This window comes from Paenibacillus sp. FSL R7-0216 (assembly GCF_037969915.1).
Taxonomy (GTDB): Bacteria; Bacillota; Bacilli; order Paenibacillales; family Paenibacillaceae; genus Fontibacillus; species Fontibacillus rhizolycopersici.
In genome coordinates this window covers 3,071,417-3,094,974 of the sequence record NZ_CP150222.1, presented here as the reverse complement: position 1 = coordinate 3,094,974, position 23,558 = coordinate 3,071,417, and the positions used below count along the sequence as shown (strand labels likewise).

The following is a 23,558-nucleotide window of genomic DNA, read 5'->3' as shown; positions in this document are numbered from 1 at the left end:
TTAACAACAGCTTTCATAATCTGTTGTAACACGGCATAGAGAGAGGAGGATCCTGTATGAAGATCGAAAGACTAGGCCAGGATAAGGTACGGATTTTCCTCACGTTTGACGATTTGAGCGAACGCGGAATACAGAAAGAGGACATGTGGCAGGAGATTCCCAAAGTCCATGACCTGTTCACCGAAATGATGGATCAGGCTTATAACGAAGTGGGCTTTGACGCCACTGGGCCTTTGGCTGTGGAAGTATTCGCACTTCCTGCGCAAGGAATGGTCGTCATCGTAACACGCGGCAAATACGATCACCATCAACACGGGATCGGCTCGCCTTATGAGGATGAACTGCCGGATGAAGTATACGAAATGGAAGTCACGCTGGAGCAAAGCGATACGATCCTGTATTCCTTTGACGATTTCGAAAATTTAATCGAAGCTGCGCATGTACTTAAGACCATGTTACAGAATGCCGGCAGACTGTATAAATATAATGGGAAATGGGTTCTTCAGCTGGAGCCGGAGGAGTTGGAGGAGGGCAAACACCCTGCTCTGATTGCGGTATTAGCTGAGTTTGGCGAAGCAACATCAGTAACTACGGCGATGCTGGAAGAGTACGGGAACTTGATCATGGCCGACCACGCGGTGGACACGATTTGCAGCCACTTCAAACGCCAGGATTAATTCGTACGTATCGCACGAAGGCAGACTCGTGAAACAATATGAGAGAGAGACAAGAAACGGCAAGCGGCCAATAAGGGGGGATAACCGTTGCTCTTTTTCTCGATAGCAAGCGCAGCGGTAGCTCCCGGTATTGCACTGCTAACTTATTTTTATCTCAAGGACAAGTATGATGCAGAACCGCTGCATATGGTCATCAGGGTGTTCCTGCTTGGTTTCCTGATCGTTTTACCGGTCATGATCATACAGCGGGGTTTGACGATGTGGCTGGGCGAAGGGCCTCTGGTCACGGCATTTGGCATTTCGGCTGGCGTGGAAGAAGTCCTGAAATGGTTCGTATTGTTTCATATGATATACAACCATACGGAGTTTGATGAGCCGTATGATGGGATTTTATATGCAGCGGCTATTTCGTTAGGATTCGCGACGGTCGAAAATGTATTGTATGCTTTCGCGAGTCATGCTTCAATAGGCACCTTAATCGTACGGGCGTTGCTTCCGGTGTCCGGTCACGCGATGTTTGGGGTCATGATGGGTTACTACTTGGGTCGAGCCAAATTTTCGACCGGTTGGCAAAGTCGGAAATTCCTTATCTTCTCTCTGTTGTTCCCATTGTTCTGGCATGGGGTATACGATTGGATCTTAAACAATACGACCCAATACTGGATTTGGTACATCGTTCCGCTTATGGCTTTCCTGTGGTATGGTGGGCTTGGCAAGATGTACCGGGCCAATAACCGTTCCCCATTCCGGCTGACACCGGGAGCTAAGGGGCAAGATTAATTTAGGAAGAATAGGGCATCCTAATTCTAGCGATTCGTGCGTCTGCGAAGACGGGCCACGTAGTTGGATAGAATAGGGGGTGCCTTTTTTCGTGCGTGTCAAGGTCAGAATCATATGTAGAGCGTGCGGCGAGCGGTTCGTATTGCGTGGCAAAAAAGAGCGCGGCCAGATCGAAACCGGCTTCAAGCAATGTTTGTGTAATAATCAACATGACTTCGAGATCGAGGAAGAAGCCCAGTAAGGGGGGCAGAGGAGGTTGGATGAAGCTAGGGATCGAGTAGCGGAGCGTAGCTGGAGGCTACGTGAGCAGCGGAAGGCCCGGGTGAATCCAAGATCCGATGCCGAATGGCTTCATTGAACTGCTTCGTGATCGAAAGTCGGCTTTTGAACTAAGTTCCAATGATGTTGAAAAAGACGGGTTTTGAGCACCGAGGAGGTTGGATGAAGCTAGGGATCGAGTAGCGGAGCGTAGCTGGAGGCTACGTGAGCAACGGAGAGACCGGGTGAATCCAAGATCCGATGCCGAATGGCTTCATTGAACTGCTTCGTGATCGAAAGTCGGCTTTTGAACTAATTTCCAATGATGTTGAAAAAGACGGGTTTTGAGCACCGAGGAGGTTGGATGAAGCTAGGGATCGAGTAGCGGAGCGTAGCTGGAGGCTACGTGAGCAACGGAGAGACCGGGTGAATCCAAGATCCGATGCCGAATGAGCTTCATTGAACTGCTTCGTGATCGAAAGTCGGCTTTTTCAACTACTTCTATAATGCATAAAGTTCTTTCCTTCTTGTCACACTAATCCCAACCTAGTTGAAGAAGGGAGAGAGCATAAGCCCAATGTACAAACGACTGAGTGCGATCCTGTTTCCGGTGACCGCTGTGCTGTTGATCGGCGCCCTGGTTTGGGGGTATCAAGAGAACCAGGAGAAAAACTCGATTCTAATTAAGGCGGAAAACCAATATCAGCGGGCTTTTCATGATTTGTCCTATCATGTGGACAAGCTGCATATGGAATTGGGCAACACCTTAGCAGTGAATTCAGCATCCACGGGTGCACAGCGCAAAGGTCTGGTTAACGTTTGGCGTATCACCAGTGAGGCGCAAAATGAAATTAATCAGCTACCCCTAACGTTGCTCCCGTTTAACAAAACGGAAGAGTTCCTGTCGCGAATTGCGAAATTTTCGTACCAAACCGCCATTCGTGATTTGACCAAGCAGCCGCTGAACAATAACGAAATGAAGAACCTGAAGGAGCTATACAAAAGCTCCGCGCAAATCTCCCAAGATCTGCAAGGGGTACAGAACAAAGTGATCTCCAATCGGCTCCGCTGGATGGACGTTGAGACGGCGCTAGCCAGCGAGAAAGAGCCGCGAGACAATACCATCATCGATGGTTTTAAAACCGTAGACAAAAAGGTCGGCGAATATCCGGAGCTCGATTGGGGACCATCCATTTCCAGCATGTACAATAAACGTTCGGTGAAGAAGCTGGGCGGAAAACCAATTACGGTTGAGGGAATCAAACGCAAAACGGCGGAATTTACGGGCGTTCAAAACGCAGGAGCGATCCAGGTCGTGGAAAACGGGAAGGGTACGGAATGGGCGTCGTATACCGCGAACCTGACGAACGGCAAAGGCGGCGAAACGTGGTCGCTCGATTTCACGCGGAACGGGGGTCACTTGATCTCCTATGTCTACCATCGACAAATCGGCCCCAAAGCCGTGGATATGAGTACGGCAAGAGAACGGGCCAGTGAGTTTCTGCAAAATAAAGGGTATCCCGGGCTGACGGCCGTTTCGTACGACGAATTCGATAACGAAGGAAACTTTACTTTCATCAGCAAGCAAGGCGACGTGTTGATATATCCGGAAAAAATCACGATCCGCGTCGCGTTGGACAACGGACAAGTTACAGGGATGCAAGCCAGCGACTATGTTTATGAACGAGAAAGTCGCGAAATGGTAGGGAAACCGAAACTGACGCTGCAACAGGCGCGTAAATATTTGAATCCGGAATACAAGGAGAAATACCACCGCCTGGCACTCATTGAAAACGAGCAGTCAGAGAAGGTGCTGACCTACGAATTCGGCGGTTCCATCAACGGTTCGCAATACCGAATCTATATCAACGCCGAGAATGGGAATGAAGAAATGATCGAAGAGATTCGAAACCGCAACAATAAAGGTGCCACGCCTTCATAAGACGATGTGCGGCAAATAAAGGAATGTTCCGGTCGTCCGGAAGATTCCTTTTTGGCTTATCTGCAATATTTTAAGGCCCAGCAAGCGCCTTGCCGTGCTATAATCAGGAGGTAGCAATACTACCATGGCATAGGACGGTGGGGAAACTTGTTTCCTAAAGTGAACGATCTCGTATACATTCAAGTCGCGTCGGCGGACAAGTCCAACGAAGAGAAGGAATGTAAATCGCGGATCGCGGACGTGGAAGAAGAATCTTATTTGATCGAAGTGCCGATCGAGAGCGGAAGCGGACGCATCAAGAAGCTATACATCGGGGACGAGTTATCCGTTTATTTCTTAACGGAATCCGGAGTGAAAAACTACTTTAATACATATGTGCTGGGCTTTGCCGACGACGTTGTCCAGTTGGTGCGGATTCGCAAGCCTGAGCCGGAAACCATCACGAAAATTCAACGACGTCATTTTTTGCGGGTGGTCGCAGAATTGGAAATTGCCCTTCAAATGAAGGACGGTGTCCGCTTCGTCACCCATACGGAAGATGTCGGCGGCGGAGGCGTCTCTTTTAGCTGTAGCAGCGTATTCAATCTCGTCCAGGGAGATCAACTGTTCTGTTGGTTGTTAATCCCGTTCAAGAACGGCTCGATTGACCACGCGCCTTTTGAAGCCGAGGTCGTACGCACCAAGAAGCTGGATGCGGGGCGTACGATGGTGATGCTTAAATTCGTCAGCATATCGGACCTGGAACGGCAAAAGCTGATTCGGTATTGCTTCGAACGGCAGTTTGATTTCAAGAATCGCTGATTTCAATCAGAGGGCGATGTATTCCCGATTTCCCTATATGGATAAGCTAGACATGACGCTGTTTCTGAAGGTGTTGCCATGACAAGGAGGGAATCATGTGAAACGACCCCAAGATGATGAAATTTACACGGAGCTGTTTCTGTCGTTTTCGGCAAAGGCAGAACATTGGCTGAAGCGGGGGTTGCTGGTGCTACTGGCGGCTCTATGTTTGTTTCAGATCCTGCTGCGGATCCCGGAGATTCGCTATATTCTCGCCTCGGCGGAAAAATACGAAGGGGTGCCGATCCACAGGGAGCAGGGCGAATAAGGGGAAAAGAGGGAGCGATTCTTTTGCATCCCTTTTCTATCTGTGGTATAATTTTCACGTCGCAGGCAATGCCTGCTTTTTTCTTGAGGATTTGTTTTGAGGAGGAATACCCCTTTGGCAACCGAGACGTCTACAACCCATGATAAAATCAACATCGCGATCGACGGTCCTGCGGGGGCAGGGAAAAGTACGATAGCCCGAATGGTTGCCGGCAGCTTGCATTATGTTTATGTCGATACCGGCGCGATGTATCGGGCAGCCACATGGTATTTTCTGCAACGGGGAATCGGGCCGGACGAAGTGGACAATGTGCTGCGTTATTTGCCTGAACTGGATATCGAATTGTTGCCTGGAGAACATGGACAACAAGTTCGGGTGAACGGTCAGGACGTCACGGAGGAAATCCGCTCGATGGCCGTCAATGCTCAGGTGTCCCGATATGCGCAAATCGAGGGGCTGCGTGAACGGCTTGTCTCTTTACAGCGGCAAATGGCTTTGCGCAAAGGCGTCGTCATGGATGGACGCGATATCGGCACATGTGTTTTACCTGATGCGGAAGTCAAGGTGTTTATGACCGCGAGCGTCGAGGAACGGGCACGCCGCCGATACAAGGAAATGAAGGAACAGAACGAGATTTCCTTTGAAGAGCTCGTTCGTTCGATCGAAGAGCGGGACCGGCTGGACCGGGAGCGGGAGGTTTCCCCTCTGCGTCAGGCGGAAGACGCTCAACTGCTGGATACGACGCAGATGTCCTTGGACGAGGTTGCTGACCATATCGTATCTTTGTGCAGAACTTATGGAAGTGAGAGTTGAGCCAGGATGATCTATCGTTTTTGTCGAAGCGTATTGCGGGTTCTCTACAAGCTGCTTTTTCGCTTGGAAGCGAGCGGCTTGGAGCATATCCCGAATGAGGGTGGAGTGCTCCTTTGCTCCAACCATATCACCTTGTTTGATCCACCTACCATCGGCATCCTGCTGAAACGCAAGGTGCATTTTATGGCCAAACAAGAATTGTTTCAAATCTTTGGCTTCGGTTGGCTCATCAGACAACTAGGTGCGTTTCCCGTAAAACGGGGAGGCGTTAGCAAAGAATCGATCAAAACTGCACTCACCTTGCTCCGCAGCGGTCATGTGATGGGGATTTTCCCAGAAGGCCGGCGGGTAAAAGGGGCCGAGGAAAGTGTGGTCGGCAAGAAAGGGGCGGCAACCTTTGCGCTCCGCAGTGAAGCTGCAGTGATACCGGTCGCGATTATTGGCACTTATAAACTGTTTCAAAAAATGCGCGTCGTCTACGGACCCCCGGTTGATCTGACGGAGTTCAAGGAGATTGGCGGGCCTGAAGCGGCTGAGCGGGCCACGGATAAGATTATGGCCAGCATCGCTGAACTCAAAAAGCTTTAATTTCTTCAAGTCTTGCCTAGATAGGATGCATGAAGGCTGAAGATATTAGGGAAGCTATGCCTTAGAAGTAAGTTTTGAACATCGCTATAAGAGGAAGTTCAAAAAGTCGGGAGATTCGACCTCGTATCTGCTTCTTGAGTCGCTTCGTGACCCAAGATGGCTTTTTGAATAACCTTTAGGGCGGGTTTAAATAAATGGGTTTTTGAATTGAGGAGGTTATTGACATGTCGGAAGAAACAAAAAATGTTCAAGAAGCTGCGGAAATCGCAAGCCAGGATGAGATGGAGCAAATCGTCTCTTTGAAAAAAGGGGACACCGTCAAGGGAACGATCGTCAAAATCGAAGATAACCAAGCTTATGTAAGCATTGGATATAAATACGACGGTGTTATTCCTATCCGCGAGCTGTCCTCCGTACACCTGGACAACGCTGCGGATGCTGTTGCAGTCGGCCAGGAAGTAGAAACGAAAGTGGTCAGCATCGACGACGAGAAGGAACGACTGGTGCTTTCCAAACGCGCGATCGACAGCGAAAATGCTTGGGAAGAACTGGAGAAGAAGTTCGAAAGCGGCGAAACGTTCGAAGTGACAGTGGCTGACGTCGTTAAAGGCGGGATTGTGGCTGACGTAGGTGTTCGCGGCTTCATTCCGGCGTCGATGGTGGAACGTCATTTCGTTGAGGATTTCAGCGACTATAAAGGCCGCACATTGCGCGTGAAAGTTAAAGAAATTGACCGCGAGAACAACAAAGTGATCCTTTCCCAAAAAGATGTTCTTGATGAAGAGTTTGAAGCAAATAAGCTGAAAATCATGGGCGATTTGAAGGAAGGTCAAGTACTGGAAGGTACGGTTCAACGCTTGACTCAATTCGGTGCTTTTGTAGACGTAGGTGGCGTAGACGGACTGGTTCACGTATCCGAAATCGCATGGAATCACGTCGACAAACCGGCTGACGTTTTGTCCGAAGGGGACAACGTGAAGGTTAAGGTACTCAAAGTTGATCCAGAGAAAGGCAAAATCAGCCTCTCCATTAAAGCAGCACAACCTGGTCCTTGGGATACTGCAGCTGAGCAGTTCCACACCGGCGACATCGTCAGCGGCGAAGTGAAACGTTTGGTTAACTTCGGGGCTTTCGTGGAAATCGCGCCAGGGGTAGAAGGACTTGTTCATATCTCTCAAATTTCGCATAAACATATCGGTACTCCGCATGAAGTGCTGAAAGAAGGTCAAACGGTTCAAGTGAAGGTGCTTGACGTGAACCCTAGCGAAAAACGGGTTAGTCTTAGCATCAAGGAAACAGAAGAAGCTCCTGCTCCTGCACCGAAGAGCGAAAGACCTTCCAAAGGCAGCAGCGTGAGAAAAGAAGACTTGGGCGACAACCCTAATGTATCGCTGAGCAACCAAGGCTTAAGCATCACATTGGGCGAGCGCTTCGGCGACAAGCTCAGCAAACTGAAATAATCAGGTTTTTGTGGCTTGAACATCGGCGGACCCTGAAGGATCGGGTTCGCCGTTTTTGTTGTGGTTCCGGTTAGCCAAGTAAACGTTTTTTTGCTATGATGATTAACGTGTATTCGTATATAAACGAGTGAAACCTATATAGAAGAATCAGAACTTGAAATTAATAACGAATTAGGAGGGATGTCTATGGCAAGACCCGTTGTGGCTATAGTCGGGAGGCCAAACGTGGGGAAATCCACGATATTTAACCGGATTATTGGAGACCGCCTGGCGATTGTGGAAGACAAGCCGGGGATTACCCGTGACCGAATTTATGGTGCCTCGGAATGGAACGGGAAATCGTTCAGCATCATTGATACCGGGGGGATCGAGCTCGATGATGAAGAGCCAATTTTAAAATCGATCCGGATGCAGGCCGAGTTGGCCATTGAAGAGGCCGACGTAATCGTATTTATGTGCGATGCCAAAGCCGGAGTGACTTCCTCGGACGAAGAGGTCGCCAATATGCTGTATCGGTCCGGCAAGCCGGTGATCGTTGCTGTCAATAAGGTAGATAATATCGGCCGGATCGACAATATTTATGAATTTTACAATTTGGGCTTTGGGGATCCGATCGGGGTATCGGGAAGCCACGGTACCGGCATTGGCGATTTACTTGATGCAATAGCCGACAATCTGCCGGAGCTTGCGGAAGACGAGTACGATGAAGACGTGATCCGTGTCGCTCTGATTGGTCGGCCAAACGTCGGCAAATCCTCGTTGGTCAATGCGATTCTCGGTGAAGAGCGGGTCATTGTCAGCGATATCGCCGGGACCACCCGCGATGCGATCGATACGCCGTTTGAGAAGGACGGTCAGCGTTATGTCCTGATCGATACCGCGGGGATGCGTAAACGCGGGAAGGTATACGAAACAACGGAGAAATACAGCGTTATGCGTGCGATGAAGGCGATTGAGCGGGCGGATGTTGTGCTGGTGCTGATTAACGGCGAAGAAGGGATTATCGAGCAGGATAAACATATCGCCGGATATGCCTATGAAGCCGGCAAAGCTTCTATTTTCGTCGTCAATAAGTGGGACGTGGTCGAGAAGGACGATAAAACCATGCACCAATTTGAGCAAAAGATTCGCGATCACTTCCTGTTCATGACTTACGCACCGGTCGTTTTCTTGTCGGCCAAAACGAAGCAGCGTCTTCACAAGTTGCTGCCGGTCGTTCAGCATGTGGCGGATCAGCATACCAAACGTGTGCAAACCCACCTTCTAAACGATGTGGTGTCCGATGCGATTGCCATCAATCCTCCGCCTACGGACAAAGGTCGGCGTATGCGGATTAATTACGTGACGCAAGTCGCGGTCAAACCGCCAACGATAGTGGTGTTCGTCAACGATCCGGAGCTGATGCATTTCTCCTACGAAAGGTATCTGGAGAATAAAATTCGGGCTGCGTTCGATTTTGAAGGGACGCCCATTCGGCTGTTTACACGGCGTAAGTCTGATGAAGGTTAGGGGAGAATAAGGTGATTTTACCCGTAATTGCTGTAGTCCTTTGTTATTTGATTGGTTCGATCAGCTTTAGCGTGGTGCTGGCGAAGGCTTTGAAAGGAATCGATATTCGTCAACACGGAAGTGGAAATGCAGGAGCGACCAACACCCTTCGCGTACTCGGAAAAGGCCCGGCGATTCTCGTTCTTGCGCTTGACGTGCTTAAGGGCATCGCCGCCGTGTGGATCGGAAGATGGCTGGGCGGTGGTGCGGAATGGACAGCGGCGCTAAGCGGGATCGCGGCCATCATTGGCCATAACTGGCCATTGTATTTCCGCTTTCGCGGCGGAAAAGGGATTGCCACCACAATTGGCGTCATGGCTACCCTGTTCTTCTTCCCCGCGTTGTACGCGGGGATTATCGCGATATTATCGATTGTTATTACACGGTACGTCTCGCTAGGTTCGTTAATCTTCGTCTTTTTGACGCCAATTTTTCTGGCGGTCTCCGGCGAATTTGGTCCTTATTTCTGGACGAGTCTCATTATCTGCGTATTCGCCTTCTGGAGACATCGCACGAATATCGTGAAAATCGTGCACGGCAAAGAAAATAAGCTGGGTTCCAAAGGAGGAGATCGCGTTGTCTAATAAAGCCGCCGTGCTAGTGGCGGGCAGTTGGGGGACAGCACTTGCCAGCGTGCTCGCCGACAAAGACATGGAAGTTGCCTTGTGGACACGTAATGAAACGCAAAAGGAAGAAATCAATACGAAGCACCGGAATGAGCGGTTTCTGCCCGGAGTCGACCTGTCGCCTCGGCTAGCCGCAACCACGGATTTGGAGGCCGCGGTTCGCGGTGCCAAAGCGGTCGTGATGGTTGCGCCTTCCTCGGCCGTACGTGAGGTGGCCCGAGCGTTAAAGCCCTTCTGGCATGAAGATATGCTAGTGGTGCATGCGACTAAAGGTTTTGAAATCGAGAGTATGAAACGGATATCGACCGTGATTGCCGAGGAGCTCGGCTGCGAAGAGGGACGAATTGTCGTATTGTCCGGACCAAGCCATGCGGAGGAAGTGGTTAAACGCTGTCCAACCACCGTGGTGGTCGCTTCACAAGTCGCGGCCCAGGCCGAGTTAGCTCAAGACCTCTTCATGAACCCGTATTTCCGCGTATACACGAATCTCGATATGGTCGGGGTAGAGCTTGCTGGGGCGCTGAAGAACATCATTGCGCTGGGCGCAGGGATGTCCGACGGCTTGGGATACGGAGACAATGCTAAGGCGGCATTGCTTACCCGCGGGCTTGCAGAAATTACGCGAGTCGGCGTTGAAATGGGGGCCAATCCGCTGACGTTTGCCGGATTGGCCGGGATTGGGGATCTTGTCGTGACCGCGACCAGCCAACACAGCCGTAACTGGCGGGCCGGGTTTATGCTCGGCGAAGGCAAGCCGCTAGAAACCGTTTTAAATCAGATGGGCATGGTTGTGGAAGGCATCCGTACAACAAAGGCGGCTCACGCCATCTCCGAGAAATATCAGGTGCAAATGCCGATTGCCGCACAGTTGTATCATGTCTTGTTTGAGGATCTGGATCCACGCACCGCCGTGGAAGCCCTGATGGGACGCGACCGAAAGACGGAGATGGAAGTGATGTCCCTAGAAACCTGGGAACAATGGCACACTTGATTTAATAAATTAAAATCGTGATCAAAAAGTCGGCTTTTCAGCACCGAGAAGGTTGGATGAAGCTGGGACTGAGTAGCGGAGCGTAGGCAGACCTACGTGAGCAACGGAAGGCCCTGCTGAATTCAAGATTCGATGCCGAATCTGCTACATTGAGCCTACTTCGTGATCAAAAGTCGAGTTTTTGAACTTCCACTATAGAGCCCGTTTTGCTGGGGTGACAGCACCTTTGCATTCGCCTCCTCATACATTGGTTGAAGAGGACAGCGGAGGAGGCGAAAGCGTGAGCAAAATATCCAAAGAGGCCCTGAATGCCATCAATAAAAAGGCGGGTAAAGCCATCTCGGAGGGCTCGGTCAAAAAGCTGGCCAGCACCGTGAAGCCGTCAACGATGCAGAATGAAGCCGAATTGCGGAAGCTGATCAAGCAGGTATCTACGATGGCGAAGATCCCCGTGTCGGAAAGCACGATTCAGGAGATTGTGAACGCCGTAAAAAAGAGCGGCATGAATCCATCCAATATGGAAGCCTTGATGAAATTAATGATCAAAAAATAATTGAACGGTTTCCTTGTTGCCCCTAAGCTCTGCGGTCATATGCCGCGGGGCTTTATTTAGTTTCGGGCATCTCTGCAAATCCTGGGGCGAACATAGCCTGAAAGACAGCATAATGCTATAATATGGATCATATTAAAGCAAAAAAATAGTAGGAGATTCGAACACATGGATGCAATGACGAAGATGTGGTTGTCGATCGCGGCTGTTTTGATCATGGGGATTTCCGTATTTTTGATCACGTTTGCCCGAACGAAGACGAAAGGGATTGTCCGGGGGATTTTATCGCTGCTCGCCTTTTTTATGATGTTGGCGGGTTTCTTGACCGGGATTGTGTCGATTACTTGAGAGGAACCCTCGCACCACGGAACCCAAGAGAAGAGGAAGATACATGCAACAACAAGAAAGCAAGGCTTATGCCGAATTAACGGAGGCCTTATGCAAGCTCGCCGCCAGCCTTGAGGAGGCGGATGGCATCTGGCTGCTGGGCGGCAGCTGCGGATTGTGGCTGCAGGGAGTTGCGCTCGCGACGGCACCGCGGGACATCGACATCTATGCCGATCTCGACACCGCAAGCCGACTCCATGAGCGGCTCCAGCGGTTTGCTACGGATCAGCCACGACATGACCGGAGTGGGTTATACACCTCACAATTGAGCCACTACCGTATCGAGGAATCGACGGTGGAACTGGTGGGCGGGTTTGAGGTTCATACTGCCGGGGCGTATTACCGGACTGAGGTTGATGCGTTACTGGCGCCGGCAGCGCAGCGTGTGACGCTTCGAGATACCTCTTTTTCGGTCATGCCGTTAGCCCATGAACTGGTGTTTAATCTGTTGCGGCAGCGCCCTGACCGCTATTTGCCGATTGCGGGATTGATCCGCAAGGCCCCGGAACAGCACCTGCCGCTGTTAGACGAGTTGCTACAACGAAATGAGTGGTCATCCGATTGGGTCGGACGACTAGCTGAGTTACTGGACCGTCCGCTGCTCTCCCGGCCCTGGCGGGAATATCGCGGCGAGGAAACATAGGCGTGTCATGGTAGGGCGAATTACGTTTCTGCCGTTAGGGAAAACCGTTCAAGTTCGGCCGGGCACTAGTGTGCTTCGAGCCGCCCGCGAAGCGAAGATCCATATCGCAACCCGCTGCGGGGGAAACGCAGGTTGTCTGATGTGTAAGATTCAGGTTGATCCGGAGCAGGCTGCCTCGTTATCGCCGCCCAGCGATGCGGAGCGCCGCAAGCTTGGCCCTCTGCTGGAGCAGGGGGTTCGATTGGCGTGCCAGGCGGGAGTTCGTGGTGAGGTGGCCGTGCGGTTGCCGGAGGACCCGCTTAAGGCGGCGATACGCAAGCAACTGGAACGGCAGAGGGAAGATGAGGAGTTATGGTAAGTACGAAGGGGATAAAGTGAGGATAACAACATGTTGAAGTTATCAATTTTGAAACCGACCCGGTTGAGGTCGGCGGCATTGGTTGTCATCTTAACGACGATGATGACCTTCCTGTTGTCGGGATGTTTGTATCGCGGAGACAGGCAGCAGGGGGGCCCGGTTTCCTATACAGAGAGCGTGGACCGCGTACAACGGGCTTTGGAACGCTTTCAAGAGGAGAAAGGGATCTTGCCAATCGTTACAGCCGGGGAGGAGACTCCGCGGTATGAGAAGTATCGGATCGATTTGGACCAATTGAAGCGGGAGGGCTACTTGGAGGAACTCCCGTCAGCGGCTTTTGAGCAGGGCGGGAGCGTTTATTTTCTCGTGATCGATGAGGAAGTTAACCCAACGGTCAAAGTCATGGATTTAAACACGATGCAAAAGGTGAACGATATCCAGCGGAAAGTGTTAAGCTATCAATCAAGTCACGGAGGCGCTCTGCCGAGTAAGGCTGACGGGGAGGCCTATCCGGGCTTGTATACCGTTGATCTACCTTTGCTGCATGCCGAGAGCTTGGCTTTACCAAGCGTCTACTCCGGGGAGACCCTTCCCTTCCTTATGGATGCGGAGGGTAACGTGTATGTGGATTATGCCTTCGATATCATGCAGGCCATCGATCAGTCCGGCAAAACCCCGCAGGGTGATGAGGACTTGCGAGCTTGGCTTACGGACCGTTCGGCGTTCGTTCCAGTGAAGTCGCTCCCTTATCGTTGGACCGGGAGTGAACCGGTGCCGTACGTCGGCTAATGATGAAGTCTTTCGGACTCTTTCCGAAAGGCTTCTTTTTGCTATTGTTCCGAATTTGTCCCTTTTGTTCTTCCTTTCTCCGGGAGCGTCATACTTTTTCCGATAGACTCATACAAATGGGAGTATGGCGGTTAAGTGCCCGCCTTGTTCGGGTTGAATGAGCGGCCTCGCAAAAAAAAACGGGCTTGGACGGTTTTATCCGTCATATTCTCGCATCTGGTACATAAGATGTTACTAGTCCAAATGCATGTACGAGTTTACGCCGCTTCGTTCAGGTTCCTTCCACAGGTTTGCGGCGGCGGACACGGGCAAGAGGGGCTGCCGCTCCTGCCGCAGCAGCGAAGCCCAAAATCATGGTGAATCACGAAGCGGATGCTCACGGGGCATTTTTCCTTCGGCGAAATTTGAGGAGGGGATATCATTGGTATTGGAGAAAGTGGACATTTTTAAGGACATTGCCGAACGAACCGGAGGCGACATTTATTTGGGAGTCGTCGGTGCGGTCCGCACCGGGAAATCGACCTTTATTAAGCGTTTTATGGAAACGGTCGTTCTCCCGAACATCGCAAACGAAGCCGATCGGGTCCGCGCGGTAGATGAACTTCCGCAAAGCGCCGCCGGCAAAACCATCATGACGACCGAACCGAAGTTCGTCCCGAACAATGCGGTGCAAATCAAGGTGGCTGAAGGGCTCGAGGTCAACGTAAGACTTGTAGATTGCGTCGGATACGCCGTGGAAGGCGCAAAAGGCTACGAGGACGAAAACGGACCACGGATGATTTCCACGCCATGGTTTGAAGAACCGATTCCGTTCCAAGAAGCGGCGGAAATCGGGACGCGCAAAGTGATCCAGGAGCACTCCACCCTAGGTGTCGTTGTGACAACCGATGGAACGATCGCCGATATTCCGCGTTACTCTTACGTAGAGTCAGAGGAGCGGGTCATCGCCGAATTGAAGGAGGTTGGCAAGCCGTTTGTGCTGGTGATCAACTCGACCCGGCCGAATAGTGAGGAAGCGCAACAGCTTCGCGGCGAGTTGGCCGCAAAGTATGACATTCCGGTCATTACGCTTAGTGCGGCGACGATGACGGAAGAAGACGTGACCGGCGTTCTCCGCGAAGTCCTCTATGAATTCCCGGTACACGAAGTCAACGTCAATCTGCCTAGCTGGGTCATGGTGCTGAATGAGAATCACTGGCTGCGCAGCAATTATGAGAACTCTGTCCGCGACACGGTCAAAGACATTCGCCGTTTGCGCGATGTGGATCGGGTCGTCGGAAATTTCATGGAATACGATTTCATCGATCGGGCCGGACTCAGCGGGCTCAATATGGGTCAAGGCGTGGCTGAGATCGATTTGTACGCGCCGGACGATTTATATGACCGCATCCTGATGGAAGTGGTTGGTGTGGAAATCCGCGGCAAGGACCATTTGCTGCAACTGATGCAGGAGTTTACTCATGCCAAACGGGAATACGACCGTTTCGCTGAAGCGCTTGAAATGGTCAAAACGACCGGTTATGGCATCGCAGCACCTACGCTGGCGGAAATGGCGCTGGATGAACCGGAACTCATTCGCCAGGGTTCTCGCTTCGGCGTAAGGCTGAAGGCGACAGCTCCTTCGATTCATATGATTCGCGTCGACGTCGAGTCGGAGTTCGCGCCGATCATTGGGACCGAAAAGCAAAGCGAAGAACTCGTCCGTTATCTGATGCAGGATTTCGAGAACGATCCGATCAAGATTTGGGAGTCCGACATCTTCGGTCGTTCCCTGCACTCCATCGTGCGCGAAGGCATTCAGGGTAAAATTGCCATGATGCCGGACAACGCCCGCTATAAGCTGCAGGAAACGCTGGGGCGGATTATTAACGAAGGCTCCGGCGGCCTCATCGCCATCATTTTATAGACCTTCTCGGTGCTGAAAAGCCGACTTATTAACCTGATTGAAACTCTTAATTCTTGGCAATTCCTCCTCAATGACCGCGCGCATGCTGATCCTAGCTGCGTGCGGTTGTTTTGTTGTTTGAGGGGCAGATTCTCCACTTTTATAGTGCAAAATGAGGAAAAATCGCCGAGAAGCCTTGAAATAGCTTGAAATTATGCATGGGCTGTATTACTATAAATTTGTTCCGCGCCCCCGGAAAGCGCGATTTCATCGCGTTTTTGGGGAATTTGTACGTATTGAATTGCTTAAATCACGTATATTCTGCGGTAAAACGGAAACACAAATAGCAAGTGGTATTATTTTCCGTAGTGGGGAGGTGAATCACACATGAACAAATCCGATTTGATTTCTCAAGTAGCCGAAAGCACTGAGCTTTCCAAGAAGGACGCAACTAAAGCGGTTGACGCCGTTTTCGAAGCCATTTCCGAAGCGCTGCAAAACGGAGACAAAGTTCAACTGGTCGGCTTCGGCAACTTTGAAGTCCGCGAGCGTTCCGCCCGCAAAGGCCGCAACCCGCAAACCGGAGAGGAAATCGAAATCCCTGCGAGCAAAATCCCTGCTTTCAAACCAGGTAAAGCGCTCAAAGACGGAATTAAATAAAGATTTCTACATATCTTTCCGTGCAAAAGACCGTGGGCTTCTCGTTCACGGCTTTTTCTTTTCGCGGGAGGCGTAGATGGAGAGCAGTCTGTCAAATTGACGAAGGGAGAGGCGCAACCATCATGGATAACCAGCACAGCGGCGGAAACGATCAAGCGACGACCACCAGCGGAGACTATTTCGTGGTTAAAGCCAAGGAACAAGGGGTTACGGTCATCGGGCTGACCCGCGGGAAGGATACGCGGTTTCATCATACTGAGAAATTGGACAAGGGTGAGGTGCTCATCGCCCAGTTTACCGACCACACGTCGGCAGTCAAGGTTCGCGGCAAAGCGCTCGTTTATACGAAGCATGGGATGATTGACACGGAAGAATGATTTTCTATTCTGCAGGCATAGCCTGCTTTTTTTCTATGTAGAATGGGGTATAAGAAACTCTTGGACAGGAGGGACTCCGTTGTCCGAGTGTACCTGAAGGGGGAGTGCCCCATGAAACGAAAATTAGCCCTACGGGCCATACTGCTTACGTTCGGTTGTGCGCTGGCCATGGCGGGCGTAGCTTGGTTCAGTGAACACCCCACCCAGCCGCGGCAGGCGACCACGGTGTTTGCCGGACCGTCTCCAGCCGAGTTGACCGACGATAACCTCGTTGACGCATTAGTTCCGCTTCAGCTTCCGATGCCTATCGCTAAGGTCGAGCTGAACCGGAACATCTTGTCCATCGATCTGAAGGTCGAAGGCGATCAGGTTGGTGTCGATGACGTTTACCGGGGAATGGCCGAAATGGTTTCTTTTGCGTTCGAGCACACGAGTAATATCGATCAACTGCTGCTGCGCTTGATGGCGGAGGACCGCTGGCTCGGCACCAAATATTTGCTCTTGGCTGCCGATGTCAGACGCAGCGAATTCTCGGCGGAGGAGCTGAACGCGCTTCGGCATGCCGGGAGTGGCGAACTGCCAGAAGCCCTGCGGCTGCGCATGCGGGTGACGGAAACCCGTTTATGGAAGTCGCGTTTTCTGCAGGAGTAGCTGACTCGAATGACGGATGTGTCGAATTCGCGTCTAGCCTCTGTGCGCAGTGAAATAACATATGCTATAATAGACAAGATTGTGACAGCTTTATTACTGAAAGATCAGCGGCACGGAGGCAAAGGATGAAACCTTATCGCATAACAGAATTGGCTAATAAGTATGTCAGTTATGACATGATTACCGCATACACGGCGCTTCCGGAGTTTCCGGTGCCCCGTGTTCGTTTGCTTTATACGTTTTTAAACGAGCGGGAGGGCCGTCCGCCCGAGTCGGCGGAAACATGCGCTTTAGCGGCCTTCCTTGTACAGCTCGGCATGGATACGCATGATCGTATCGACCTGGCATCCGGACTTGGCGAAGCGACGCGGGCAATGCGTTCGCGTCAACTCAAGGTGCTGGCCGGCGACTATTTCAGCGGCGTATTTTATCATCTGCTCGCGGGTGCCGGAGAGACGAATATGGTTCCACGAATGAGCTCGGCGATCTGCGAGGTGAACCGCTTGAAAGTCCAGCTCTACAGCAAATTGAAGCGGGTCGTATTGCCTGCTGAGGAGTACCTAAAGGAATGCGTCCATGTCAAAATGGGGCTTTTTCTTTCTTTTACGGAGCTGTTGGACAAGTCGGTGCAGCAGGTTTGGCGGAAACTTCTTGCTGAATTAAGCCGCTGTGAAGTCATGCTGGATGAAATCCAGGCTTCCTCTGAACTGCCGCACGACCGCAAAGGATATGCGTATTTGCGGATTATGGAAACCGGGTCCTCGGAGGACAAGGATACGTTATCCGCACGTAAAGTTGGCGAACGCGACTGGACGCTGATGCTCGTGAAATACAATATCAAGGAACAGTTGATGTCCATGCTGCACCAATCGGTGGATCATGTTCAATCGCTGCTCCATGAATGCAAGAAGGAAACGGTACGAACTGAGCTCAAATCCATTCTTGAGCCTTTCATCAACGTGCTGTCACCAGCACGCCGATCCGTGCAAGAAGGGTAGGGAGATAAGCAGATGAGTCAATCGTCTTCATCCGAGACAAAAGAACAGTTCGTCCACTCCGTATTCGAAAGCATTGCTCCGAAATACGATATGATGAACGACCTGCTCAGCTTTAGGCGCCACAAAGCGTGGCGGAAATTCACGATGGCCAAAATGAACATGTCCCCTGGGGATAGGGCACTTGATTTGTGTTGCGGTACCTGCGATTGGACGATCAGTATGGCCGAGGCGAGCGGGGGACCGATCGTTGGCTTGGATTTTAGCGAGCAGATGCTGGAATACGGCCGCCGCAAGGTGAAAGAACGCCATCTTGATTCGTCGATCACCCTGATACAAGGGAACGCGATGGAACTGCCTTTTGAAGACAATAAGTTCGACTACGCCACAATTGGCTTCGGTCTGCGAAACGTCCCCGATTTACGTCAGGTACTGAGGGAAATGCAGCGCGTCGTGAAACCCGGAGGCAAGGTCGTTTGCCTGGAGTTGTCCAAACCGACCTGGCAGCCGTTCAAAGGACTTTATTATTTTTACTTTCAGAAAATGCTTCCGATGCTTGGCAAGTTAGTCGCAAAACGGTATGAGCAATACAAATGGCTGCCCGATTCCCTCGTTCAATTTCCCGGCCGCCTGGAACTGGCGGAAATCTTCCGGGAGACGGGACTAGCCCGGGTCGAAGCGTATCCTTTAACCGGCGGGATTGCCGCTTTGCACATCGGAACGAAGGAGACGCACCATGTTTAAGAAAATCGTAATTTTTCTGCAGATGATCAAATTCGAGCATACCGTATTCGCTTTACCTTTCGCCTTTATGGCTGCCTTACTGGGATCCGTAGCGATTCATCAAGAGCTGCCTTCCTGGGCACAAATCGGCTGGGTGCTATTAGCGATGATCGGGGCGCGCAGCGCCGCTATGGGGCTTAATCGCCTGATCGACCGTGTCAGCGACGCAAAGAACCCTCGAACCGCAAATCGCGCGATTCCTAAGGGCCTCTTGAAAATCGGGGAGGTTGTAGTGTTCGTCATTGCCTCCTTTGCTCTGCTGTTCTGGGCTGCTGCCGAGTTGGACCCGCTGGCGCTGAAGCTTCTACCCATTGCCGTTATTATGCTCGTATTCTACTCTTATACCAAACGTTTCACCTGGCTCTGCCACGTCGTTCTTGGCTTGACGATCGCTCTAGCTCCGCTTGGCGGATGGGCGGCCGTTACTGGACAAGTTGACTGGACCGCGATGGTATTCTTCGCAACCATTACGTTCTGGATTGCTGGTTTTGATATCATCTACGCTTGTCAGGATGTGGAATTTGATACCAAAGAAGGCCTTCATTCCATTCCCGTACGGTTTGGTGTTGCCAAATCGCTTAAAATCGCTCAAGCGTTTCATATGATCACCGCGCTGGGCTTCATCGCTTTGCTGTTGATGACGGATCTGGGATGGTGGTATGTCGCAGGAATGGTGATCGCCTATATCATTTTATTTTACGAACACCATATCGTTTCCCCGAGCGATCTCAGCCGGCTGCAAACGGCTTTCTTTACCATGAACGGCGTGCTTAGTATCGTGGTATTTTCCTTTACATTGATTGATTTGGTGGTGCGTCATAACTAATGGATAAAGCGAAAACGATCGTCGTCGGCATCACGGGAGCCAGCGGTTCAATCTATGGCGTGAAGCTGGTAGAAACGCTGTTAGGCATGAACTTCCTCGTCCATCTCGTCGTATCGAATGCGGGATGGAGAGTGATCAAGGAGGAGCTCGGCTGGAACACGAGCGACCGAGAGGCTGCGCTGCAAGAGCATTTCGGCACGCTCCCCGGGAAGCTAGTGTATCATCCGATCGCCGACATTGGCGCTTCAATTGCTAGCGGTTCATTTCTAACCCATGGCATGATCGTGATGCCCTGCTCCATGGGGACCCTGTCTTCGATCGCAAACGGAACATCGGACAATCTGATTGCTCGGGCGGCAGACGTCATGCTGAAAGAAGGCCGACCGTTAGTGCTGGTGCCCCGTGAAACGCCACTTCATGCCATCCACCTGGAGAATATGTTGAAACTGGCAAGACTCGGCGTACGTATGATTCCAGCGATGCCGGCGTTTTATTTCGGGCCGCAGACGATCGATGATCTGGTCGCATTTCTAGTCGGCAAAGTGCTCGACAGTCTGGGGATTGAGCACGCGTTATTCAGAAGATGGGGGGATCAAGATGAACAACAGGGAGAATAAAGACATCCTCATCGGTAAAATCAGATATAGCAACGTTTGGCCCGTATTTCACTATTTCGACGTCACGCGCCTGCCACAAGCAAGCCAATTGAATTGGTCACCGAGGTGCCTTCGAAGCTGAACCGCCGTATGCTCGGCGGCACGCTCGATATTTCCCCGGTGTCTTCTTTTGCTTACGGGTACGGATCGGATCGCTTTCTGCTGTTGCCCGATCTTTCGGTCAGCTCGGACGGGCCGGTGAATTCGATTCTGCTGTTCTCGCGGAAGCCGCCGGAGCAAATCGCGAACGGGCGGATCGCACTCACGAATACTTCGGCTACTTCGGTGAACCTGCTTAAGATCATTATGGAGAAGGCGTTTGGCGGCAAGCCGGATTACTGGGATAGCGAACCCGATCTGGATGCGATGATGGCTGAAAGCGACGGAGCTCTACTGATCGGTGATCATGCAATTCAGGCTTCCTGGCGGGATCATGGTTATATCGTCACCGATTTGGGGGAAGTTTGGAAATCATGGACAGGTTATGGTATGACATTTGCGGTTTGGGCCGTTCAGAGAGAGTTTGCCGAAGCCAATGGTGACTATTTGGCCGAAGTGGCCGAAGCCTTTGTGGATAGCAAACGTAAGAGCTTAAGCGACGTATCCCCGCTTGTAGCCAAAGCCTGCACGGAAATCGGCGGCACGCCGGACTATTGGCAGCATTATTTTAAGCAAAACATTCGTTATGATTTTAACGAATCGCACCGCCAAGGACTTTCCTTGTATTTTGATTATGCCTATGAAATGGGATTGTTAGATCATCGAGTAGAAATGGGTATTTGGAGTCACAATTCGCTGACACGGGTGAAAGAATGAAACTACTGGATATTTTCGGTGCACTAAAAAAAGATATGGATTATATCGAACGGCAGCTGTACCGGAGCATCGACGGCGATGATGAGCTGCTGAGCGAAACGTCCCTGCACCTGCTGAAGGCGGGAGGCAAACGGCTGCGGCCAATCTTCGTGCTGCTTGGCGGGAAGTTCGGAAATTACGATCTGCAAAAGCTGCAATATATTGCCGTGCCGCTGGAGCTCATCCACTCGGCGTCCCTTGTCCACGATGACGTCATTGATGATGCGGACACGCGGCGGGGCAAAGCGACGGTCAAGTCCAAATGGGATAACCGAATTGCCATGTACACCGGCGACTATATTTACGCCAAGGCGCTGATGCAGGTATCCGAGCTGGGAAATCCATACATACACCGCATTCTGGCTAAGGCGATGGTGCAGATGTCGATCGGTGAAATGGAGCAGATCCGCGATTTTTTCAACACCGAGCAAAGTGTGCGTAATTATTTGTTGCGCATTCGCCGTAAAACCGCGTTGCTCATCGCCATCAGCTGCCAGCTTGGGGCGATGGCGGCGGATGCCCCGGATAAGGTGAACTCGCTGTTGTACCGTTACGGTTACAACGTCGGGATGGCCTTTCAGATTCGTGACGACCTGCTCGATTTGTTCGGAACCGAGAAGTCGATTGGAAAACCTCCGGGCAGCGATATGCGTCAGGGCAACATCACGCTTCCCGTCCTTTTTGCCCTGCAGGAGCCAGGGCTAAGAGAGCCGCTGCTGCGGGAAATTCGCGGCATTCAAGCCGGGGATGGAAGCGGAGAGGTATCCAGGGCCATCGAAATGATCCGAACCAGTCCCGGAATTGGTAAAGCAGAGGCGCTGGCGGACCGTTTTATTGCCAAGGCACTCGAGGCGCTGCAGCAACTGCCGGTGACGGCGGCACGCACCCATTTGGAGGACATTGCGGAGTTTGTCAATAAACGCTCCTATTAAATCTTGATGCTTTACCGACTTCGCAAGAATCTGGTAAAATGCAGGTGAAACCGCCTTCTTGGGAGGGTCGGAATCATCGTATCTCAAATGATGCTGTTTAATTTCGGGAGGGGAACCATGGAAAGAACGTTTTTAATGGTTAAGCCGGACGGCGTACAGCGTGGGCTGGTCGGCAGAATCATCAGCCGGTTCGAGGATAAAGGGTTCGGGCTCATCGCAGGCAAGCTGGTTCAGGTGACGGAAGCCCAGGCGAAGAGGCACTATGCAGAGCATGAGGGCAAACCTTTCTTTGATGAGCTCGTTGGCTTCATTACTTCCGGACCGGTATTTGCCATGGTTTGGGAAGGGGACGATATCATCACCTTGTCCCGCATGGTCATCGGCAAAACGAAAGTGACAGAGGCACTCCCTGGCACGATTCGCGGCGACTTTGCCGCCCATACGCCTTTTAATCTGATTCATGGTTCCGACGGAGTGGAAAGCGCGGAGCGGGAAATCGCCAATTTCTTTGCACCGCAGGAACTTGTGCCGTACACAAGAAGCGTGAGCCCATGGATCTGAACCGGATGATCCCCGACTTACCTCGGGCAGACAACGCAGAGACGACACTGGACCCCGATTACCTCGGCTTTATCCAAAGCATCAAGAAAAGCACGGGAATCGATTTGGCGCAATACAAGGAAGCGCAGATGAAACGGCGTCTGACGACGTTGCGCAACAAGAATGGCTATGCAACATTTGCGGATTTTTATACGGCGATGATGAGTAATAAGCCGTTATTTTATGAATTTTTGGACAAGATGACAATCAACGTGTCCGAGTTCTGGCGCAATCCCAACCGTTGGGAAGTGCTGAGGGATTCGGTGCTGCCGGAGCTGGCGGCCGGACGGCCGAAGCTGAGAGTGTGGAGTGCGGCTTGCTCGACGGGAGAAGAGCCGTATACCCTGTCGATGATCCTCGCAGATCTGGGGCTTCTGCCGAACACCTATCTGCTGGCGACGGACATCGATGATGGGGCGCTAGGCAAAGCCCAAGAAGGGTTGTACCTGGAGCGCTCGCTGAAGGATGTGCCCAAAGCGGTAGCCGAGCGTTATTTTTCGCCGGAAGGTCATATGTTCCGGTTTGATCCAAAGCTAAAGAAAGCAGTGACGTTCAAGAAGCAAAACCTGCTGCTGGATACGTTCGAAGAGGGCTTCGACCTGATCGTTTGCCGCAACGTCATGATTTATTTTACGGAAGAAGCAAAACAAGGGCTTTATCATAAATTTTCGCGTGCGCTTCGTCCCGGCGGCGTCTTGTTCGTAGGCAGCACGGAGCAGATCTTCTCCCCCGGCCAATATGACCTGGAGGCGGCGGAGACGTTCTTTTACCGCAAGAAGGGGTAAGGGGCGGATTCGAAGCCGATTTCGCGATCAAAAGT

The 23,558-nt window shown here is 51.6% G+C and carries 28 protein-coding genes; all 28 read left to right on the top strand.

Annotation, left to right across the window (positions count from 1 at the left end; genetic code table 11):
* Positions 1-56 precede the first annotated feature (56 nt).
* A complete protein-coding gene (locus MKZ15_RS14055; RefSeq protein ID WP_155605383.1) occupies positions 57-677 on the top strand; it encodes a genetic competence negative regulator in 621 nt (206 codons plus the stop codon).
* 87 nt (positions 678-764) lie between these two features.
* Positions 765-1,457 (top strand): glutamic-type intramembrane protease PrsW, encoded by a 693-nt coding sequence (gene prsW / locus MKZ15_RS14050; protein WP_193415969.1) that lies wholly within the window; start codon positions 765-767, stop codon positions 1,455-1,457.
* Between the two features lie 835 nt (positions 1,458-2,292).
* On the top strand, positions 2,293-3,657 hold the full coding sequence (gene ypeB, locus MKZ15_RS14045; protein ID WP_339816589.1) for a germination protein YpeB: 1,365 nt from the start codon (positions 2,293-2,295) through the stop codon (positions 3,655-3,657).
* Positions 3,658-3,804: 147 nt separating this feature from the next.
* Positions 3,805-4,458, top strand: a complete 654-nt coding sequence (locus MKZ15_RS14040) for a flagellar brake domain-containing protein (RefSeq protein WP_155605380.1) — start codon at positions 3,805-3,807, stop codon at positions 4,456-4,458.
* A gap of 97 nt (positions 4,459-4,555) precedes the next feature.
* Positions 4,556-4,765, top strand: a complete 210-nt coding sequence (locus tag MKZ15_RS14035; protein WP_155605379.1) for a hypothetical protein — start codon at positions 4,556-4,558, stop codon at positions 4,763-4,765.
* Positions 4,766-4,879: 114 nt separating this feature from the next.
* Positions 4,880-5,578, top strand: coding sequence for a (d)CMP kinase (gene cmk, locus MKZ15_RS14030; protein WP_339816588.1), 699 nt, complete (start codon positions 4,880-4,882; stop codon positions 5,576-5,578).
* A gap of 6 nt (positions 5,579-5,584) precedes the next feature.
* The gene (locus MKZ15_RS14025; RefSeq protein WP_155605377.1) at positions 5,585-6,166 is read left to right on the top strand and encodes a lysophospholipid acyltransferase family protein; all 582 of its coding nucleotides are present in this window, start codon (positions 5,585-5,587) and stop codon (positions 6,164-6,166) included.
* Positions 6,167-6,390: 224 nt separating this feature from the next.
* Entirely contained in the window at positions 6,391-7,626 is a 1,236-nt protein-coding gene (rpsA, locus tag MKZ15_RS14020) for a 30S ribosomal protein S1 (protein WP_155605376.1), read from the top strand.
* 186 nt (positions 7,627-7,812) lie between these two features.
* Positions 7,813-9,135 carry a ribosome biogenesis GTPase Der gene (gene der / locus MKZ15_RS14015; protein ID WP_155605375.1) on the top strand — a complete coding sequence of 441 codons (1,323 nt, stop codon included), beginning with the start codon at positions 7,813-7,815 and terminating at the stop codon, positions 9,133-9,135.
* Between the two features lie 11 nt (positions 9,136-9,146).
* Entirely contained in the window at positions 9,147-9,758 is a 612-nt protein-coding gene (gene plsY, locus MKZ15_RS14010) for a glycerol-3-phosphate 1-O-acyltransferase PlsY (protein WP_339816587.1), read from the top strand.
* Entirely contained in the window at positions 9,751-10,791 is a 1,041-nt protein-coding gene (locus MKZ15_RS14005) for an NAD(P)H-dependent glycerol-3-phosphate dehydrogenase (RefSeq protein WP_213622823.1), read from the top strand. Before plsY ends, MKZ15_RS14005 begins: the two co-directional genes overlap by 8 nt.
* Positions 10,792-11,071: 280 nt before the next feature.
* Positions 11,072-11,344: a stage VI sporulation protein F gene (locus MKZ15_RS14000; RefSeq protein ID WP_193415977.1), complete on the top strand. Its 273-nt coding sequence runs from the start codon at positions 11,072-11,074 to the stop codon at positions 11,342-11,344.
* Between the two features lie 165 nt (positions 11,345-11,509).
* Positions 11,510-11,689 carry a DUF2768 family protein gene (locus MKZ15_RS13995; protein WP_193415978.1) on the top strand — a complete coding sequence of 60 codons (180 nt, stop codon included), beginning with the start codon at positions 11,510-11,512 and terminating at the stop codon, positions 11,687-11,689.
* A gap of 43 nt (positions 11,690-11,732) precedes the next feature.
* On the top strand, positions 11,733-12,371 hold the full coding sequence (locus tag MKZ15_RS13990; protein WP_213622824.1) for a hypothetical protein: 639 nt from the start codon (positions 11,733-11,735) through the stop codon (positions 12,369-12,371).
* A 7-nt stretch (positions 12,372-12,378) separates the two neighbouring features.
* Positions 12,379-12,729, top strand: a complete 351-nt coding sequence (locus tag MKZ15_RS13985; protein WP_155605371.1) for a 2Fe-2S iron-sulfur cluster-binding protein — start codon at positions 12,379-12,381, stop codon at positions 12,727-12,729.
* 30 nt (positions 12,730-12,759) lie between these two features.
* A complete protein-coding gene (locus tag MKZ15_RS13980; RefSeq protein WP_339816586.1) occupies positions 12,760-13,518 on the top strand; it encodes a hypothetical protein in 759 nt (252 codons plus the stop codon).
* A gap of 427 nt (positions 13,519-13,945) precedes the next feature.
* Complete coding sequence (spoIVA, locus tag MKZ15_RS13975; protein ID WP_059044785.1) at positions 13,946-15,424, top strand: stage IV sporulation protein A; 1,479 nt, start codon at positions 13,946-13,948, stop codon at positions 15,422-15,424.
* Positions 15,425-15,790: 366 nt separating this feature from the next.
* Complete coding sequence (locus MKZ15_RS13970; RefSeq protein WP_059043418.1) at positions 15,791-16,063, top strand: HU family DNA-binding protein; 273 nt, start codon at positions 15,791-15,793, stop codon at positions 16,061-16,063.
* A 122-nt stretch (positions 16,064-16,185) separates the two neighbouring features.
* Positions 16,186-16,440, top strand: coding sequence for a trp RNA-binding attenuation protein MtrB (mtrB, locus tag MKZ15_RS13965; protein ID WP_155605369.1), 255 nt, complete (start codon positions 16,186-16,188; stop codon positions 16,438-16,440).
* Positions 16,441-16,551: 111 nt separating this feature from the next.
* Positions 16,552-17,091: a hypothetical protein gene (locus MKZ15_RS13960; protein WP_155605368.1), complete on the top strand. Its 540-nt coding sequence runs from the start codon at positions 16,552-16,554 to the stop codon at positions 17,089-17,091.
* A 125-nt stretch (positions 17,092-17,216) separates the two neighbouring features.
* Complete coding sequence (locus MKZ15_RS13955; RefSeq protein WP_155605367.1) at positions 17,217-18,089, top strand: heptaprenyl diphosphate synthase component 1; 873 nt, start codon at positions 17,217-17,219, stop codon at positions 18,087-18,089.
* Positions 18,090-18,101: 12 nt separating this feature from the next.
* Entirely contained in the window at positions 18,102-18,830 is a 729-nt protein-coding gene (locus tag MKZ15_RS13950) for a demethylmenaquinone methyltransferase (protein ID WP_155605366.1), read from the top strand.
* Positions 18,823-19,695, top strand: a complete 873-nt coding sequence (locus MKZ15_RS13945) for a UbiA-like polyprenyltransferase (protein ID WP_155605365.1) — start codon at positions 18,823-18,825, stop codon at positions 19,693-19,695. Before MKZ15_RS13950 ends, MKZ15_RS13945 begins: the two co-directional genes overlap by 8 nt.
* Positions 19,695-20,312, top strand: coding sequence for a flavin prenyltransferase UbiX (locus MKZ15_RS13940; protein ID WP_155605364.1), 618 nt, complete (start codon positions 19,695-19,697; stop codon positions 20,310-20,312). Before MKZ15_RS13945 ends, MKZ15_RS13940 begins: the two co-directional genes overlap by 1 nt.
* Positions 20,313-20,405: 93 nt before the next feature.
* Positions 20,406-21,167, top strand: coding sequence for a menaquinone biosynthesis protein (locus tag MKZ15_RS13935; protein ID WP_339816582.1), 762 nt, complete (start codon positions 20,406-20,408; stop codon positions 21,165-21,167).
* Positions 21,164-22,138 (top strand): polyprenyl synthetase family protein, encoded by a 975-nt coding sequence (locus MKZ15_RS13930; protein ID WP_193415983.1) that lies wholly within the window; start codon positions 21,164-21,166, stop codon positions 22,136-22,138. The genes MKZ15_RS13935 and MKZ15_RS13930 overlap by 4 nt, the downstream gene beginning before the upstream one ends.
* Positions 22,139-22,255: 117 nt before the next feature.
* Positions 22,256-22,699 carry a nucleoside-diphosphate kinase gene (ndk, locus tag MKZ15_RS13925; protein WP_155605361.1) on the top strand — a complete coding sequence of 148 codons (444 nt, stop codon included), beginning with the start codon at positions 22,256-22,258 and terminating at the stop codon, positions 22,697-22,699.
* A complete protein-coding gene (locus MKZ15_RS13920; protein WP_155605360.1) occupies positions 22,690-23,523 on the top strand; it encodes a protein-glutamate O-methyltransferase CheR in 834 nt (277 codons plus the stop codon). The genes ndk and MKZ15_RS13920 overlap by 10 nt, the downstream gene beginning before the upstream one ends.
* Positions 23,524-23,558: the final 35 nt, after the last annotated feature.

What these genes read in the sequence shown, in the direction of transcription:
- MKZ15_RS14055 (WP_155605383.1), top strand. Translation starts at nt 57, where the DNA reads ATGAAGATCGAAAGACTAGGCCAGGATAAGGTACGGATTTTCCTCACG.
- ypeB (WP_339816589.1), top strand. Translation starts at nt 2,293, where the DNA reads ATGTACAAACGACTGAGTGCGATCCTGTTTCCGGTGACCGCTGTGCTG.
- MKZ15_RS14025 (WP_155605377.1), top strand. Translation starts at nt 5,585, where the DNA reads ATGATCTATCGTTTTTGTCGAAGCGTATTGCGGGTTCTCTACAAGCTG.
- rpsA (WP_155605376.1), top strand. Translation starts at nt 6,391, where the DNA reads ATGTCGGAAGAAACAAAAAATGTTCAAGAAGCTGCGGAAATCGCAAGC.
- der (WP_155605375.1), top strand. Translation starts at nt 7,813, where the DNA reads ATGGCAAGACCCGTTGTGGCTATAGTCGGGAGGCCAAACGTGGGGAAA.
- MKZ15_RS13995 (WP_193415978.1), top strand. Translation starts at nt 11,510, where the DNA reads ATGGATGCAATGACGAAGATGTGGTTGTCGATCGCGGCTGTTTTGATC.
- MKZ15_RS13990 (WP_213622824.1), top strand. Translation starts at nt 11,733, where the DNA reads ATGCAACAACAAGAAAGCAAGGCTTATGCCGAATTAACGGAGGCCTTA.
- MKZ15_RS13985 (WP_155605371.1), top strand. Translation starts at nt 12,379, where the DNA reads ATGGTAGGGCGAATTACGTTTCTGCCGTTAGGGAAAACCGTTCAAGTT.
- MKZ15_RS13980 (WP_339816586.1), top strand. Translation starts at nt 12,760, where the DNA reads ATGTTGAAGTTATCAATTTTGAAACCGACCCGGTTGAGGTCGGCGGCA.
- MKZ15_RS13970 (WP_059043418.1), top strand. Translation starts at nt 15,791, where the DNA reads ATGAACAAATCCGATTTGATTTCTCAAGTAGCCGAAAGCACTGAGCTT.
- mtrB (WP_155605369.1), top strand. Translation starts at nt 16,186, where the DNA reads ATGGATAACCAGCACAGCGGCGGAAACGATCAAGCGACGACCACCAGC.
- MKZ15_RS13960 (WP_155605368.1), top strand. Translation starts at nt 16,552, where the DNA reads ATGAAACGAAAATTAGCCCTACGGGCCATACTGCTTACGTTCGGTTGT.
- MKZ15_RS13955 (WP_155605367.1), top strand. Translation starts at nt 17,217, where the DNA reads ATGAAACCTTATCGCATAACAGAATTGGCTAATAAGTATGTCAGTTAT.
- MKZ15_RS13950 (WP_155605366.1), top strand. Translation starts at nt 18,102, where the DNA reads ATGAGTCAATCGTCTTCATCCGAGACAAAAGAACAGTTCGTCCACTCC.
- MKZ15_RS13945 (WP_155605365.1), top strand. Translation starts at nt 18,823, where the DNA reads ATGTTTAAGAAAATCGTAATTTTTCTGCAGATGATCAAATTCGAGCAT.
- MKZ15_RS13940 (WP_155605364.1), top strand. Translation starts at nt 19,695, where the DNA reads ATGGATAAAGCGAAAACGATCGTCGTCGGCATCACGGGAGCCAGCGGT.
- MKZ15_RS13930 (WP_193415983.1), top strand. Translation starts at nt 21,164, where the DNA reads ATGAAACTACTGGATATTTTCGGTGCACTAAAAAAAGATATGGATTAT.
- ndk (WP_155605361.1), top strand. Translation starts at nt 22,256, where the DNA reads ATGGAAAGAACGTTTTTAATGGTTAAGCCGGACGGCGTACAGCGTGGG.
- MKZ15_RS13920 (WP_155605360.1), top strand. Translation starts at nt 22,690, where the DNA reads ATGGATCTGAACCGGATGATCCCCGACTTACCTCGGGCAGACAACGCA.